Source organism: Coprococcus aceti (assembly GCF_025567285.1).
Taxonomy (GTDB): domain Bacteria; phylum Bacillota; class Clostridia; order Lachnospirales; family Lachnospiraceae; genus Coprococcus; species Coprococcus aceti.
On sequence record NZ_JAOQJT010000002.1, the window covers coordinates 445,393 to 460,749 of the forward strand.

17 protein-coding genes and 1 tRNA gene are annotated in these 15,357 nt (G+C 43.8%); 2 read left to right on the forward strand and 16 right to left on the reverse strand.

Translation table 11 applies throughout. The features are described from left to right. The first annotated feature begins 63 nt into the window (after window positions 1-63). Window positions 64-136: transfer RNA gene (locus OCV54_RS04405), tRNA-Thr, on the forward strand. A 283-nt stretch (window positions 137-419) separates the two neighbouring features. On the opposite strand, the gene OCV54_RS04410 is transcribed toward OCV54_RS04405, so the two are convergent. The 5 genes from OCV54_RS04410 to cysS form a co-directional block, all read right to left on the reverse strand. After that, on the reverse strand, window positions 420-671 hold the full coding sequence (locus OCV54_RS04410; protein WP_022216015.1) for a sugar ABC transporter permease: 252 nt from the start codon (window positions 669-671) through the stop codon (window positions 420-422). A 200-nt stretch (window positions 672-871) separates the two neighbouring features. Then, the gene (locus OCV54_RS04415; RefSeq protein ID WP_262563260.1) at window positions 872-1,456 is read right to left on the reverse strand and encodes a sigma-70 family RNA polymerase sigma factor; all 585 of its coding nucleotides are present in this window, start codon (window positions 1,454-1,456) and stop codon (window positions 872-874) included. Window positions 1,457-1,473: 17 nt separating this feature from the next. Further along, window positions 1,474-2,256 carry a 23S rRNA (guanosine(2251)-2'-O)-methyltransferase RlmB gene (gene rlmB / locus OCV54_RS04420; RefSeq protein ID WP_022216017.1) on the reverse strand — a complete coding sequence of 261 codons (783 nt, stop codon included), beginning with the start codon at window positions 2,254-2,256 and terminating at the stop codon, window positions 1,474-1,476. After that, window positions 2,246-2,803 (reverse strand): Mini-ribonuclease 3, encoded by a 558-nt coding sequence (locus OCV54_RS04425; RefSeq protein WP_015534149.1) that lies wholly within the window; start codon window positions 2,801-2,803, stop codon window positions 2,246-2,248. Before OCV54_RS04425 ends, rlmB begins: the two co-directional genes overlap by 11 nt. Beyond that, window positions 2,788-4,179 (reverse strand): cysteine--tRNA ligase, encoded by a 1,392-nt coding sequence (gene cysS / locus OCV54_RS04430; RefSeq protein ID WP_022216018.1) that lies wholly within the window; start codon window positions 4,177-4,179, stop codon window positions 2,788-2,790. Before cysS ends, OCV54_RS04425 begins: the two co-directional genes overlap by 16 nt. Before the next feature lie 276 nt (window positions 4,180-4,455). Between cysS and OCV54_RS04435 the strand changes: the two genes are divergently transcribed. Then, window positions 4,456-4,758 (forward strand): DUF1292 domain-containing protein, encoded by a 303-nt coding sequence (locus tag OCV54_RS04435; RefSeq protein WP_015534151.1) that lies wholly within the window; start codon window positions 4,456-4,458, stop codon window positions 4,756-4,758. A gap of 11 nt (window positions 4,759-4,769) precedes the next feature. Here the strand turns inward: OCV54_RS04435 and OCV54_RS04440 are convergent, their stop codons facing one another. From OCV54_RS04440 to OCV54_RS04490, 11 genes are all read right to left on the reverse strand, one after another. Beyond that, window positions 4,770-6,767: an ATP-dependent helicase gene (locus tag OCV54_RS04440; protein ID WP_055222794.1), complete on the reverse strand. Its 1,998-nt coding sequence runs from the start codon at window positions 6,765-6,767 to the stop codon at window positions 4,770-4,772. A 96-nt stretch (window positions 6,768-6,863) separates the two neighbouring features. After that, complete coding sequence (locus OCV54_RS04445) at window positions 6,864-7,367, reverse strand: SEC-C metal-binding domain-containing protein (protein WP_022216020.1); 504 nt, start codon at window positions 7,365-7,367, stop codon at window positions 6,864-6,866. Window positions 7,368-7,447: 80 nt separating this feature from the next. Next, window positions 7,448-7,660, reverse strand: coding sequence for a hypothetical protein (locus tag OCV54_RS04450; protein WP_015534154.1), 213 nt, complete (start codon window positions 7,658-7,660; stop codon window positions 7,448-7,450). A gap of 1 nt (window position 7,661) precedes the next feature. Further along, a complete protein-coding gene (locus tag OCV54_RS04455) occupies window positions 7,662-8,978 on the reverse strand; it encodes a replication-associated recombination protein A (RefSeq protein ID WP_022216021.1) in 1,317 nt (438 codons plus the stop codon). 96 nt (window positions 8,979-9,074) lie between these two features. Then, the gene (locus OCV54_RS04460; RefSeq protein ID WP_015534155.1) at window positions 9,075-9,470 is read right to left on the reverse strand and encodes a response regulator; all 396 of its coding nucleotides are present in this window, start codon (window positions 9,468-9,470) and stop codon (window positions 9,075-9,077) included. Between the two features lie 18 nt (window positions 9,471-9,488). Then, complete coding sequence (locus tag OCV54_RS04465; RefSeq protein ID WP_022216022.1) at window positions 9,489-10,076, reverse strand: TetR/AcrR family transcriptional regulator; 588 nt, start codon at window positions 10,074-10,076, stop codon at window positions 9,489-9,491. A gap of 82 nt (window positions 10,077-10,158) precedes the next feature. Further along, the gene (locus tag OCV54_RS04470; protein ID WP_055144183.1) at window positions 10,159-11,058 is read right to left on the reverse strand and encodes a DUF5688 family protein; all 900 of its coding nucleotides are present in this window, start codon (window positions 11,056-11,058) and stop codon (window positions 10,159-10,161) included. A gap of 213 nt (window positions 11,059-11,271) precedes the next feature. Beyond that, window positions 11,272-12,327 carry a histidinol-phosphate transaminase gene (gene hisC, locus OCV54_RS04475; protein ID WP_022216024.1) on the reverse strand — a complete coding sequence of 352 codons (1,056 nt, stop codon included), beginning with the start codon at window positions 12,325-12,327 and terminating at the stop codon, window positions 11,272-11,274. A 1-nt stretch (window position 12,328) separates the two neighbouring features. Then, window positions 12,329-13,405, reverse strand: a complete 1,077-nt coding sequence (prfA, locus tag OCV54_RS04480; RefSeq protein ID WP_015534158.1) for a peptide chain release factor 1 — start codon at window positions 13,403-13,405, stop codon at window positions 12,329-12,331. 52 nt (window positions 13,406-13,457) lie between these two features. Next, the gene (prmC, locus tag OCV54_RS04485; RefSeq protein ID WP_022216025.1) at window positions 13,458-14,321 is read right to left on the reverse strand and encodes a peptide chain release factor N(5)-glutamine methyltransferase; all 864 of its coding nucleotides are present in this window, start codon (window positions 14,319-14,321) and stop codon (window positions 13,458-13,460) included. Between the two features lie 15 nt (window positions 14,322-14,336). Beyond that, window positions 14,337-15,293, reverse strand: coding sequence for a DUF1385 domain-containing protein (locus OCV54_RS04490; protein WP_022216026.1), 957 nt, complete (start codon window positions 15,291-15,293; stop codon window positions 14,337-14,339). Window positions 15,294-15,357: the final 64 nt, after the last annotated feature.

Consider the following 15,357-nt stretch of genomic DNA (forward strand, 5'->3'; position numbering starts at 1 on the left):
TAAATATTTTACTTGATTTTTGATGTCCATTTTGTTATAGTTATTATTGCTTTTGAAAAGCAAGCTACTATAGCTCAGGTGGTAGAGCGCAACATTGGTAATGTTGAGGTCACGGGTCCGACTCCCGTTAGTAGCTTTTATTTTTTTGTCCGTATTTACGCCGCCCTGAGCGGCTTTATTTTTTTGCAAGAAAAAAGCGCCCCACTTAGGTGCTTTTTTCTCTGAACATTATATCAGGCGGATCACTTACTTTCCGCCCGCAGTCTCAGCTTCATATATTCCATCAGCCCACTTCTTATTCCACTCACCCATGACATCGTTCAGGGACTTGTGTCCGCAGTGTGACTGTCCAAGTGCTGTGTCGATCAGATCGACCTGGTACTGTGAACCCTTGTCAAGATCGAGCTCAGAAGCTTTATTTACATTAGTCCATTTTCCCTTATTGTCGACGCTTGCTGCATTGTTTGCAATGAGGTCAATGCTCTCAAATTCTTAAGGCCAACAAAATTGGATGTCTCGCTTATTCCATCCCAGTCCGTCAAACTGTTCTTAAACATATCCACAAATGGTATATAAGTGAATACGATAAGAAGCAATACCGGCAAAGCCAGGAACAATACGATCGTTCCCACCTTACCTTTACCTTTTTTAGCTTTGCTCTCCGCTCTCATGCCACCACTCCTTAATCTGATGATCAATAAAAAATAATCATTTTTACCTTTTGTTACTTTCGATTAAGGTTGGCTATACATTTATTTTAGTTTATTTCAAGCTAATATGCAGGCTTATTAGCAAATTCTTTGCAAAAAAGGAAGCGGCATATTGCCACTTCCTGTCTTTGATTAAACAACTTAAAATTTTATTATTCTAATTACACATCCCTGAGCTTAGCTCTGATCCTCTGAACCGCATTGTCTATGGATTTTGCCGGTTTGCAGAGTCTCTCCCCTATCACTTCATAAGAAGCGCCTGTTAGATATTCGTCAAGAACATGCTTCTCAAGCTTAGAAAGCTTACTGTCGATGAGCTTTATAAGATCTGACTCACGCAACTTCGCCATCATGATATCCTCAGGATTAGTTATGACACCCGAATCTATCTCATCAAGCGGGCTGGAGTAATCTCCCCCGCCATCGCCATAGATCGATATATAGTAGTTCAACGGTCCGTTTTTCTTGTTGTTTGAATTGTTCACCGCGGTAATGAGCTGCCTTCTCACGCACATGAACGCAAAGGTCTTGAATGTCGCGCCCTTGTCAGGTCTGTAATTATTCACAGCCTTGACCAGTCCGATCATGCCCTCCTGTATAAGATCCTCCTCATCAGCACCTATGATATAAAGGCTTCTGCTCTGTCCCGTTATCATTGGGCCATAGCGCTTGATAAGTGTCTCCATAGCATCGTTATCCTTTTGTTCATTTATAAGCTCCAGCAGTTCATTATCTGATAATTCCAAATACATATACTCTACCTTTACTTGTTCATCCTCTGTCTTACGACCTCATAAGCCAGAACTCCGGCAGCAACTGATGCGTTGAGTGAGTCTATGTCTCCCTTCATAGGAACAGATACGACATAATCACACTTCTCCTTGACCAGTCTGCTGACGCCGCTTCCCTCATTACCTATGACAAGTCCAAGGGAACCTGTGAGGTTACACTTGTACATGAGTTCTCCGTCCATATCCGCACAGGCGAACCACATGCCTCTATCTTTCAGCTCCTCTATGGTCTTGCTGATATTTGTCACCTTTGCAACAGGTGTATAATTGATAGCTCCCGCTGATGCCTTTACAACTGTAGCTGTGATTCCGACTGCACGCCTCTTAGGTATGATTACACCGTGGGCACCACAGAGATTCGCTGTTCTGATGATCGCACCAAGATTGTGTGGATCCTCTATCTCATCAAGTATGAAGAAAAATGGATCCTCTCCTCTGCTCTCAGCCAGTGCAAACATATCCTCTATCTCTGCGTACTTATATGCCGCTGCATGTGCAATCACTCCCTGATGCTTGCCAGCCTGTGACATCTGGTTTAACTTTTCCTTTGAGAGGTAGTTTATCACTGTATCCTGCTTCTTCGCCTCCCTGACTATGCTGTTCACGATTCCATCCCTGCATCCGTCAAGGACATACAGCTTATCTATGGTCTTGCCTGATCTGAAAGCCTCGAGGACTGCATTTCTTCCCTCTATGACCAATGCTTCCTCATCGCTCTCTGTCTTAATGTTATTCTCAAATTCTCTATTCTGCATCTTTTTCTCCATCTGTACTCTCTGTACTCTTTTCAAGTGTTGAGGTATCCTCTATTGTATCTTCCTGTGCTGCTTTGCCCGGATCCTTGTGCTGCTGTTCTGCCCTGTCCGTTTCAACTGGATCATGGTTCAGTATGATCCTCGTGATCTCAAACATCCTGTCATACTGCTTATCAAGATACAGAAAGCCTATAAGGCACTCAAAGCCCGTTGCCATTCGGTACTGTCCCACAGTCGCATTCTTGGCTGTTGAATGAGTCTTGGTGTTCCTGCCTCTCTTGTATATCCACTCTTCCTCCTCGGTGAGCAGTCCGTTGTCCAGAAGATACATTATATATCCCGCCTGAGCCTCCGCCTTCACAAGCTGGCTCACCTCTTTGTGGTATTTGTATGCCTGCTTGTTATCCTTTGTGACAGCAAGGGTCTTTATGAGAAGATCAAACACGCTGTCACCTATATATGCAAGTGAAAGCGGTGAATACTCCCTTGGATTAGTGTATGTCACCCCGAGTATCTCAGTAAAGTAACTGTCTATGCTCTTTTCCATTTTACGCCCTCTCTGGTATCCTCAAGGATAATTCCCATATTACTGAGCTGGTCACGGATCTCATCTGCCCTAGCAAAGTTCTTTGCCTTTCTTGCAGCCTGTCTCTCCTCGATAAGAGCCTCTATATCTGAATCAAGTATCTCTTTCTTCTTCTCTGTGATGATTCCAAGTATGTCGCAGAGCTTTGTCACTGTATTGAGCACAAGCTCCACAGTAGCCTTTGTTGACTCCTCTGTCACATTTACATTTGCATATTTTACGAGCTCAAATATAACTGAGATCGCATCTGCAGTGTTGAGGTCGTCATCCATGGCTGCCTCATATTTCTTCACAAATGCATCCATCTCGTCTGCAACTGCCTTATCTACTTCTCCTTCTGTTCCGCTTATAGACTTCAGTCTGTCAACTGCTGTAAGGATTCTCTCAAGGCCGTTCTTTGAAGCCTCAACAAGGTCTGCTGAGAAGTTGAGCGGACTTCTGTAATGGGCTGACAGCATGAAGAATCTAATGACCTGAAGAGGGTACTTCTCTGCTATCTCTCTGACTGTGAAGAAGTTGCCAAGTGACTTGGACATCTTCTCATTGTTGATCTTGAGGAAGCCGTTGTGCATCCAGTATCTTGCGAACTCTGTGCCATTTGCAGCCTCACTCTGTGCTATCTCGTTCTCATGGTGTGGGAATACAAGATCCTCTCCACCCGCATGTATATCTATTACATCTCCGATATATTTCTTGGACATAACCGAGCACTCAAGATGCCAGCCTGGTCTTCCATCGCCCCATGGTGATGGCCATGATGGCTCGCCCTCCTTCTTTGGCTTCCAGAGAACGAAATCAAGCGGATCCTCCTTCTCATCAACACCTGATACAAGAAGGTCTCTGTTACCTGAACGGAGGTCATCGATATTCTTCTTGGACAGCTTGCCGTAGTCCTTGAACTTTCTGGTTCTGAAGTATACGGTTCCATTCACCTCGTAAGCGTATCCCTTCTCTATAAGAGTCTTTACCATCTCAATCATATCCGGTATCTCTTCTGTTGCCTTTGGATGTGTTGTCGCCTCACGCACATTGAGAGCCGCCATATCCTTCTTTACCTCTGCGATATATCGCTCTGATATAACGCTGGCATCCACACCCTCCTCATTTGCACGCTTTATGATCTTGTCATCGACATCAGTAAAATTCGATACATAATTGACATCATAGCCCTTGTACTCCAGATATCTTCTGAGCGTATCAAATACTATCATTGGTCTGGCATTTCCTATATGGATATAATCATATACAGTAGGACCACATACATATATTCCCACCTTACCCTCGTTGATAGGCACAAACTCTTCTTTTCTTCTTGTGAGCGTGTTTAAAATCTTCATAAATATAATGTCCTTTCTATATTGGTCGATAATATATCTGTAAGCAAACAAAAAACTTCGTCCCAATATACATATGATATGCATATAGAGACGAAGTATTATCTCCGCGGTTCCACTCTGATTGTATTAAATACTACAATTCCTGTTCTTCGCCTTTTGTGTCTAGTATATGTGCGGGTGCAGGCTTTGTCAATAATTTCATTTTATAATTGTACTGGACATAGCACCGATTATTTACTAGAATAAACTGAATAAAACAATCAGGAGGATACCTATATGTCAGATATAAACAATAACGAAACCGACGAAATGGATATCGAGATGATCGATATAACATACGAGGATGGAACATCCTGCACATGTGAGATCATTGCCAAATTCGAGGTAAATGACATCTCTTATGCCGCTCTGCTTCCTGCAGATGACGAGGATGCCGATATCATCGTGTACAGATACAGCGAGCAGGGAGACGATGTCACCCTCGACGAGATCACCGACGAGGCTGAGTTCAACGATGTCGCAGACGCCCTCGACGAGATTCTGGACGATCTGGAATTCAATTCAGATGACGAGGAATAATATCCGTACATCTATGCGTTTTCTATAAGCTCGTTATTTATCGTGTATTCAAGGCTGAGCGTCTTTGTTTCATGTATATCATCGAAGTGGACACACAGCTTTCTGTCATCTACATATGTGATGACTCCACGTCCATACCGCTTGTGGATTATGGTGTTTCCTGTTTTTATCAGAGACCTGTCCACAAGCATTTCCTGGACAAATCTCGAGGTCACCGCTTTTCTTCCATACATTTTCTGGGGAACATACACATACAGTCCATACTTAGCCCTCGTGACTGCCACATAGAACAGCCTGCGTTCCTCCTCTATATTTCCATCTCCGACCGATTTCTTATGAGGCGTTATGTCCTCAACAGCATCCATTATGAATACATATGAATACTCAAGTCCCTTTGAACAGTGCATAGTCGAAAGTGTGACTGCATCACCTGCCACACTGCCCTGCCTGCTCTGCTCTCTGAGCTGTTTTGTGTATTCGTCTATATACTCCATCCAGCCGTCGAAGCTCAGGAAGTCTTTTGCACTGTCCTGTATCTCCTCCAGGATATCAATATAATCATCCTCACTCACGCCCCTGTACTCAGCATATTCCCTCACATACGCATCCAGTCCAACCGCTTTCCTTATATAATTCACAGCCGCGTACGGTGCAAGTCTGCTTATCCTCTCCAGATCGTTCTCAAGGACATTTATGTTGTTGACTATCCTATACTTATCCTTATAATTCTGCCTCAGCTCCTCAAAGTTCACCACCGGCGAATCAAATGCATCCCTGCTTATATACCTGTTCGGCTTATTGATGATCCTGAGGACCGTTCTCCTGTCCCTGCTGCCCCTTGCAAGCCTTATATAGTCAAATATGTTCTCAGCTAGGAAGTGCGTGAAGATATTTGGTATGTTATCCTTCATCAAAAATGGTATGCCATTTTCCATGAGCTTTGAAGCCAGCGCCCTCGGCTCGGTATTCGTCCTGAATATGATCGCCATTTCACGGTATGGAATACCAGCCCGGTTAAGCTCTGTTATCCTGTCTATGATCTTCTTATTCTGCTCCGTCATGCTGTCCGTCTTAACTATATGGACTCTGTCGCTCTGTCCCGCGGCAAATGCCGACCTGAGCTGCTTCTCATATCTGTCCCGATTGTTCTGTATTATCCGCTTCGAGCACTCAACTATATCGTAGCTGCAGCGGTAATTGACATTCAGGTATTCTATAACCGTACCATGGAAATCCTCCGGGAACTTCTTCATTATAGCCGGAGCAGCCCCCCTGAAGCCATACACCGACTGATCATCGTCACCCACGGAAAATACGTTCTGTCTCTCTCCGGCCAGCAGCTTCACAATGTCATACTGGATCATATTTATATCCTGGAACTCATCTATGAGTATGTACCGAAACTTGTTCTGCCACATCTTAAGTATGTCTGGTCTCTCCGACAATAGCTCATATGTGAACACCAGCATATCGTCAAAATCTATCTTCCCGCATCTTCTCAGGAAATTCTCATACTCATCGTACACAACTCGGAAATCCTCAGGCTTCATCGTTGTGCTCTCATAGTTCTCAAGACTCACTCTCCCGCTCTTGACATTGCCTATCTCCCCGACAACATTCTTGGCAAAATCCTCCTGACTGTCATACCTGAAGCCGTGCCTGTCTATGCTGTCCCTTATGACTCCATACTTTTCTGAATCCGTGACGATATTCGCCGCTGTGTAATTATATGCATTTCTGAGTATCCAGAAAAATACAGAGTGAAACGTGCCAAAGGTTACCCCGCGGACGCCCGGACACAGCTCCTGAAACCGCCCCTTCATCTCATTTGCCGCAGCCTTCGTGAAGGTTATGACCAGGATATTGTCAGGTCTCACACCATGTTCTTCTGTAATGTATTTTATCCTGTGGGTGATGACCGTAGTCTTACCTGAACCAGGCCCCGCTAGCAGCAGCATCGGCCCATCGCAGTGTCTCACCGCTCTCTTCTGGGATTCATTAAATTCCATCTGTATATCCTTTCACGCAAATATAAAAGGCGGTCAAAAGTTTACCCTTTAACCGCCTTCTCATATCTGCCAGTTATATCAGCATGACATATATCATTACTTACCGCAGCACTTCTTGTACTTAAGTCCGCTTCCACATGGACATGGATCGTTTCTTCCAACCTTTGGTGCCTTGATGATAGTCTTAGATGACTTCTGTATCTTGTAGAGCTCGTCTCTCTTTGCCTTGGCGAATATTCCATCCCACTGAGGAAGAGTGTAGAGCCACTCTGCATTGCACTCAACCATGTTCATATAAAGCTTCTCATAATCTATAGGAAGCTTAACCTCTGAGTCCTCTGTCACATCATCAAGATTGTTTGATTCTGCAAGACTGTCATCTATTCCGTCGAGGAATCCGATCATATACTGAATAGTGAGTCCGTACTTCTCAGCAAGCTCTTTTACAGTTCCATGTACAGGGTCTGCAAGAGGATTAGCAAGAAGCTGCTCATATACGCCCTTCTCTGCCTGGAAATAACTAACCCAGAATTCCTTTCCCTCAGGTGTTCTGTCATCTAATCCGTATGCGTAATCACGCCATTCTTTTAATAAACTCATTTCATCTACCTCTTAAGTATTTTTTGAACTTTAAAGAGTATATCAAATTATGTAATTTTTTTCAACATATTTGTACTGTTCTACTTGTTCTGATCTCTCATATCTTCGCCCTTGCGTCTGAGCACCCTGGCGATGAGCCATATTCCCCAACACACAACAGGAATGACCACATCAAGGAATATCATACCCATCAGATTATCACTTCCGGTTATTCCCATTATAAATGTAGCAACATACATTCCGATGAGCACAAGTACAAGCACTATAGCTCCAATTCTCTTCAATATATCCATATCAGTCTCTCTTCTTTATCTTATCAAAATACGCCTTGATATCTCTCTCATAACCATTGTCCGACGGCTCATAGAATACCCTGCCTGCAATCTTATCAGGAAGATACTGCTGGTCAACGTAATTATTCGGATAATCATGCGCGTATTTGTATCCTGAGTGTCCAAGCTTTGCTGCACCGCCGTAATGTGCATCTCTGAGATACACCGGAACCTGACCCGTGTCCTCATGCTTTACCGCATCCATAGCCGAAAATATCGCATTCACCACAGAATTGCTCTTCGGTGCACACGCAACGTAGGAAGCCGCATGGGCAAGTATTATCTGTGCCTCAGGCATTCCGACTCTCTCCACAGCCTGTGCACATGCCGACGCCACCACGATAGCATTCGGATCAGCATTGCCCACATCCTCACTGGCACATATCATGATCCTTCTGGCAATAAACTTTATATCCTCACCTCCGTAAAGCATCTTTGCAAGGTAGAATATCGCCGCATCAGGATCTGATCCACGCATGCTCTTTATAAATGCGGATATTATATCATAATGATTATCCCCGTCCTTGTCATATCTTATAGCTCTCTTCTGGATACATTCCTCCGCCACTTCAAGCGTTATGTGTATCCTGCCATCCTCGCTTCTCTCCGTCGACAGAACTCCGAGCTCTATGGCATTTAACGCACTTCTCGCATCTCCCGACGCCATGTCTGCAAGAAAGTCCTCGGCATCCTCATCAATGTCTGCATCAAATGCACCCATGCCATTTTCTGAGTACACTGCCTTGTGGATGAGCTTCTTGATGTCCTCCCTGGACAATGGATTGAGCTGGAATATATGGGATCTGGATATGAGAGCCCCGTTAACCTCAAAATAAGGATTCTCCGTGGTCGCTCCTATGAGTACCACCGTTCCATCCTCAACAAATGGCAGGAGATAATCCTGCTGTGACTTGTTGAATCTGTGGATCTCATCGATGAACAGTATAGTCCGTCTGCCATACATAGCCTTGGTATTCTTCGCCTCTTCCACAACCTTTTCCATGTCCTTCTTGCCCGCCGTTGTGGCGTTGAGCTGTCTGAACTCTGCCTTGGTTGTATTGGCTATGACCATGGCAAGCGTAGTCTTGCCGGTCCCCGGAGGGCCATAAAATATAAGCGAACTTATCTTATCCGCTTTTATCGCCCTGTACAAAAGCTTGTCCTTGCCTATAATATGTTCCTGTCCAACCACGTCATCAAGGCTGGTCGGTCTCATTCTTTTTGCCAGAGGAGAATCATCCTCCGAGAAATTCTCCCTCATATACTCAAATAAATCCATCTTTATGTCCCTGCCATCTAATATTCAGTGTCATAAGACACTTCGAAGCCCGATATCTTACAATAACGGGCTTCGCATGTATCAATATCATATCATCTACTTGATAATGTCCAGTTTCTTCAGCATGTCATTAAACTTCATGATATCAATCGGCTTACATATGTAATCATCATAATCGTCGCTGGCGAGATTACTGTCAAAGCTTGCCTCGTCAAGTGCGCTGGTCATTATGACCTTCGATCTGAGCATCCTTGACACTCCGTGCTTTCTCTCTGCACTTCTTATGGATGCCAGAACTTTATACCCATCTATCTTTGGCATCATGATATCAAGACACACCAGCTCGAACAGTTCGCCCTTCTCAAGAGCATTTACAAATTCATCAACCGCTGCGATTCCATCAGGTGTTATGACCACATCACCAAACTTACTCAAATACTTGGATAAAAATTTTGCATTTGCAACATCATCCTCAGCTATTAATATCTTCATGACAATTCCTCCCTAATTTTACAACCTAAGTACTTTCTCAAGATGACTGAGCATCTCCTTGATCTCACCCCTGAAACTCTTCCTTGAGTATTGGTTTCTCCGTTCAAGCAATCCCTCTGTAAAAATTCCGTTGAACATGAGCGTAAGTTCCTTCGGTGAGAAAACCGCTCGTATCTCCTTGCTGTCAATCGCACTCTGAAACAATGTGCATACAAAATCATTACGCTTCAACATACACTCAGAGATGATCTCTCTCGTCTCTGACATGTGAAGCAATTCTTCATAATGCAGCATTATCGCACCCATACCAATATAGTTATCATAATATGTTGCATATGTATCTGCATAATACTTGATCTTATCTAGGTATGTCCCGTCAAGTCTCTCAACAGTCCTCTGGATATTGACATCAAATGCCGCATATTCGTTCACAACCGCTATAAGTACCTCATCTATACCCCCAAAATACTTATATATCAGCGTATCAGATATATTCTGCTTTCGTGCAAGGTTCTTCGGTGTAAGAGCATGTAATCCCAAATCTCCAATTAGTTCGATAGCTGAAGCGACAATTTTATCTCTGCGCGAAATATAACTATCCTCCAATGTCTGTTCCTCCCATTACACATAATTTTGCCCTTAGAACACTGATTTTATTCTATGTCATGGGATATATTTTGTCAACATTTTAGACTATCAAGAGTTTTCCTTTTTCCCTGCTGTACATATACAAACTGTCAGACAGATAATCCAAGGCAGACACTGTTACCTTGTTCGCCTCTCTTATGAGATCCTTGTAATAATCCTCTGTGTAATCCGCACTTGCCCTGATAAACAGCAGCTCATGCACACTGGATGGCAGGATATATATGTCATCACCCACCATATTCGCACACTCCTCAAGCATTCCATCATACAGTACGGCCGTGGCCCCATTGATACCGTGCGTGTTTGACAACATGTACAGTTCGTCCACATTGTCACAGTCGTCATCGAAATCTATCCCTTCATATCTGCCCTTCAGCGCATCAAAAAGGTTCTGCCTTACACACGGAAACATTCTCTGGGTGTTCTTAAGTGCATTCTTATACAATGTATCCAGACTGACTCTCCACCTCTTCACATCATTATTGTTGACTATCGTGGTTGCCAGGCCGTCGTTATCCAGACTCAGCACCCTTCTGAAAGTTATCGCAAGATCATTAAACTCTATAAATGGTGCACTCTCAAGCAGCCGGCTATTTCGCTCCCTGTTGACAAGCCGCAATATTATGTTGTCCATAACCTTCGTCTCATCCACCACATCGCGTATATCAAGCTTCCTGCACCTGCAGTTCGCCTCTCTGAGCCTGCATATATCTTCCATAACAACATCAAAATCCATCCCCTGCTCATAATCCCTGTAAAACGGATCAAGATATATCGTAGGACACACCTCTTCAGAGCTCTTGCACACATTCATCGCAGTGAGCTCCACCCCATTATTCTTCAAAACCTTATTGACCCGGATGTCTGATCCATCTCCCTGTCTGAGAAGTCTGCTTCTCATTTCATCCACTACTCTGGCTATAAATTCATCAAAATTCATTCAATTCTCCTTTTACAAACAAAATCAAACGAAACGTCCCGATATTTTTTCCTGAAATATTTCATGGGTGAATTCTATAGAAAAACTCTGCCAAATTCAATAGTTTTGGTGCGCTTTATAGTGGAATCCTGCGCTTTATAGTGGAATCCTGGCACAGTTGTTGCCGCCATATCAAGAAAAAACCGCCATGTCTTCGGCACAGCGGTCTGTTTATTATCTCTCCTGTATATAATTTGTAAGGAACTCTGTGAATTTATCCATCTCTTCATCCGTACCAATGGATATCCTCAGATAATTGTCTATACGTGGTTTGTCAAAATATCTGACATATATATGGGCATCCTTCGCAGCCTGGAATATCTCCTTTGCCGGAATATCCTTATGCGTTGCAAATACAAAGTTTGCAGACGAAGGAAGGCATGTAAAATCAAGTGGCTTTATAGCTTCCACGAATCTCTCTCTCGTGGCGACCACCTTTGAAACAGTCTCCTTAAAATACTCATCGTCCTTAACTGACTCTGTTCCCATTATCAGTGATGGTCTGTTCATTGTATATGAGTTGTATGAATACTTTACGTCATTGAGGGCCTTTATCAGAACCGGGTTGCTTATTGCATATCCTATCCTGAGTCCCGCCATGGATCTCGACTTTGAGAACGTTCTTACAACCACAAGATTGTCATATTTGTCTATAAGGCCAAGTGCCGACTCGCCGCCGAAATCTATATACGCTTCGTCTACTATGACTATCGAATCTTTGTTGTGGCTGACTATATCCTCCACATTCTTTATGTCCTCGTATATTCCTGTAGGGGCATTTGGATTAGGGAATACGATTCCCCCATTCTCTCTGTAGTAATTCTCCTTCACCAGCCTGAAGTTTTCGTCAAGTGCCGGTCTCTCGTAAGGGATACTGAAAAGCTCTGCCCACACATCATAGAAGGAATATGTAATGTCAGGGAACAATATTGGTTTGTCAGAGTTGAAAAATGTAAGAAACGACATGGCAAGCACATCATCCGAACCCACTCCCACAAATACCTGTGAAGGATCAACTCCGTGATACTCTGCAAGCACATCGACAAGTGCCGATGCTGTTGGATCCGGATATAATCTGAGTGTATCGATATCCACTATTGCATTCTTCACTCTCTGTGACGGGCCGTACGGATTCTCATTCGTATTGAGCTTTATCACATCTGTATCCTTAGGCTGTTCACCCGGAACATAAGGTTCTACTTTTCTTATATTGTCGCTCCACGCTGCCATATTATTCCTCCTCATTCACCTGTGCCAGCTTTGCTGTCTGGTCAGCCGCTATAAGACTGTCTATAAGTTCATTCAGATCTCCGTTCATGATCTGGTCAAGCTTGTATAATGTGAGCTTGATCCTGTGATCTGTAACTCTTCCCTCAGGGAAATTGTATGTTCTGATCTTCTCTGATCTGTCTCCTGTTCCTATCTGGCTTCTTCTGTCCGCAGCCTCTGCGTCATGCTGCTTCTGGAGCTCCATGTCGTACAGCTTTGATCTCAGAAGGGCAAATGCCTTTGCCTTGTTCTGGAGCTGTGATTTCTCTGTCTGGCTGTAGATCACTATTCCTGTAGGTATATGTGTAAGACGTACTGCCGAATCGGTTGTATTGACACACTGTCCACCGTTTCCGGATGCTCGCATTACATCTATCCTTATATCATTCTCATTTATCTCTACATCAACTTCCTCAGCCTCAGGCATAACCGCAACTGTTATGGTCGATGTATGGATTCTTCCGCCTGACTCTGTCTTAGGTATACGCTGTACTCTGTGTACACCACTCTCGTACTTCATCTTGGAGTACGCACCGTCTCCGGTGATCATGAACACAGCCTCCTTGAATCCTCCGATACCGTTCTCGTTGACACTCATAAGTTCAACCTTCCACTTAAACTGGTCAACATATTTCTGGTACATTCTGTACACCTCATATGCGAACAGAGCAGCCTCATCTCCGCCTGCACCGGCACGGATCTCCACGATTACGTTCTTGGAATCGTTAGGATCCTTTGGAAGCAGAAGAATCTTGAGTTCCTGCTCTATGGTCTCGAGATTCGCCTTTGCCTCATTCATCTCTTCCTTTGCCATCTCGCGGAGCTCCTCGTCGCTCTCCTCCTCAAGAATCTCAAGACTGTCCTCTATGGTAGTCTTTGCATCCTTGTACTCATGGTACTTCTCAACTATAGGTGAGAGATCGCTCTGCTCCTTCATGAGCTTTCTGAATTTGTTCTGATCTGACACAACATCAGGATCGGTGAGCTGATTATTTATCGTATCAAGCTTATCTACAAGTTCTTCTAATCTGTCAAACATATCTATACCTCTCTATATTCATTCTGTCACGCTGTCTCCTGCAGCGTTAAATCTACCGGTTATCTTCTCTGTCATATCTGCCGTACACCACCCGGTCATTACCACTCAGATCCTGTACAACATGTATATCGTCATAACCTGAATCTACAAGGAGGTACTGTACATCTTCTGCCTGATCATTGCCAATCTCGAATACAACATATCCTTCATCCTTTATATATTCTCTCGCCTTATCGGCTATTATTCTATAAAAATACAATCCATCCGCCGTTCCGTCAAGTGCCAGATGTGGTTCATGCTCCCTGACCTCCGGCATGAGTGTCTCTATGACATCACTTCTTATATATGGAGGATTCGACAGTATGAGGTCATATTTCCCGGATATCTGCTCAAAGAGATTCGTCCTGACCACTTCAAATCTATCATCCCCTGCACACAGTTTCGCTACATTTCTCCTTGCAAGACCGATCGCTGCCTCAGATACATCGGCAAGTACGATCCTGCTGTTCTTATTCCAGAGTCCAAACGATACTCCTATGCAGCCCGAACCGCAGCACATGTCCAGAACATCAACGTTATGGTCAGCGTCCTTTACAAGCTTCAATGCCGTCTCAACAAGAGTCTCTGTGTCCATCCTTGGAATGAGCACATCTTCTGCAGTATCAAAATCATATCCCATGAAATTCTGCTCACCTGTGATATACTGAAGCGGAATCCTTGTGCTCCTCTTTTCTATGAGCTTCATGTAGGCTTCCGATTTATCATCATCCACGTCATCTTCTCTGGCCATGATCATATCCATACGGTTCATACCCGACAGGTACTGCCACAATATATCAGCGTCTATATCCGCATCAGGAACATCACTTTTCTTCAGCCTGTCCCGTCCCATTCTCAAAAGTTCACACAGCTTCATCTCTATCGAAATCCTTTAATCTTCTATCTCGCCCTTGTGCATGGCGTCCTGGTATGCCTCCCAGTCTATAACTGCCTCCACGGACTTTATCGCAACTGCTATCATGTCAAGATCCGGCTCCCTTGTGGTGAGTCTCTGAACCCACATTCCCGGAACTGACAACGCATTTGCAAGCTTTGAATCACTCTTGCCAGCAAACATTATAAATTCGTATGATATACCGGCGATTACCGGAACCAGCAACAGTCTTATGACAAGTCTGAGCCATGCCGTATCTGCGCTTATAAACATGAAAACAATTATGCTTATTATCATTACGATGAACAGAAAGCTTGTTCCGCATCTCTTATGATATCTTGAATACTTCTTCACGTTCTCCGGAGTCAGTGGCACCCCAGCCTCAAAACAGTTGATCGTCTTGTGCTCTGCCCCATGGTACATGAACACTCTCTGTATATCCTTCATAAGCGATATGAGTGCCACATATCCCAGGAATATTCCAAGTCTTATAACTCCCTCTATGGCAGACATGATGATCCTGTTATCTATAACCTTGTCTATGAGTTCCCCGATAAATGCAGGAAGCATCATGAATAACGCGATGGCAAATACAAGTGAAAATAACACTGTACCTATCATCGCCGCATCGTCCGCTCTTTTCTGCTGCTCAGGTGTCCTCTCTTTTTTCTTTTCTTTTTTCTCTTTCTCCGCCTTCTCAGGCTCCTCGTCATCGTAAAACGATGCTGAGTATGTGAGGGTCTTCACTCCTATCACGAGGGATTCCACGAAATTGACAACTCCCCTGATTATAGGAACTCTGAAAAATACACTTCTCGATGCCATGGACACATAATCCACAACTTTCACTTCTATATCTTTATCCGGTTTTCTGACTGCCACCGCATATCTGTCGCCATTTTTCATCATGACACCTTCCATGACAGCCTGACCGCCTATTCTTACTCTCTTCACGCCAATCTCCTATCGGTATATTTAACTGGATAATAAAAAAACAGCTTGAGATTATTGTAAAATA

Coding starts and splice junctions, on each gene's coding strand:
- OCV54_RS04445 (WP_022216020.1), bottom strand. CDS start 7,367: ATGAGTTTATTAAAAGAATGGCGTGATTACGCATACGGATTAGATGAC.
- OCV54_RS04435 (WP_015534151.1), top strand. CDS start 4,456: ATGTCAGATATAAACAATAACGAAACCGACGAAATGGATATCGAGATG.
- OCV54_RS04450 (WP_015534154.1), bottom strand. CDS start 7,660: ATGGATATATTGAAGAGAATTGGAGCTATAGTGCTTGTACTTGTGCTC.
- OCV54_RS04455 (WP_022216021.1), bottom strand. CDS start 8,978: ATGGATTTATTTGAGTATATGAGGGAGAATTTCTCGGAGGATGATTCT.
- OCV54_RS04440 (WP_055222794.1), bottom strand. CDS start 6,767: ATGGAATTTAATGAATCCCAGAAGAGAGCGGTGAGACACTGCGATGGG.
- OCV54_RS04410 (WP_022216015.1), bottom strand. CDS start 671: ATGAGAGCGGAGAGCAAAGCTAAAAAAGGTAAAGGTAAGGTGGGAACG.
- OCV54_RS04470 (WP_055144183.1), bottom strand. CDS start 11,058: ATGAATTTTGATGAATTTATAGCCAGAGTAGTGGATGAAATGAGAAGC.
- rlmB (WP_022216017.1), bottom strand. CDS start 2,256: ATGCAGAATAGAGAATTTGAGAATAACATTAAGACAGAGAGCGATGAG.
- OCV54_RS04425 (WP_015534149.1), bottom strand. CDS start 2,803: ATGGAAAAGAGCATAGACAGTTACTTTACTGAGATACTCGGGGTGACA.
- cysS (WP_022216018.1), bottom strand. CDS start 4,179: ATGAAGATTTTAAACACGCTCACAAGAAGAAAAGAAGAGTTTGTGCCT.
- prfA (WP_015534158.1), bottom strand. CDS start 13,405: ATGTTTGACAGATTAGAAGAACTTGTAGATAAGCTTGATACGATAAAT.
- OCV54_RS04460 (WP_015534155.1), bottom strand. CDS start 9,470: ATGAAGATATTAATAGCTGAGGATGATGTTGCAAATGCAAAATTTTTA.
- hisC (WP_022216024.1), bottom strand. CDS start 12,327: ATGGCAGCGTGGAGCGACAATATAAGAAAAGTAGAACCTTATGTTCCG.
- prmC (WP_022216025.1), bottom strand. CDS start 14,321: ATGAAGCTGTGTGAACTTTTGAGAATGGGACGGGACAGGCTGAAGAAA.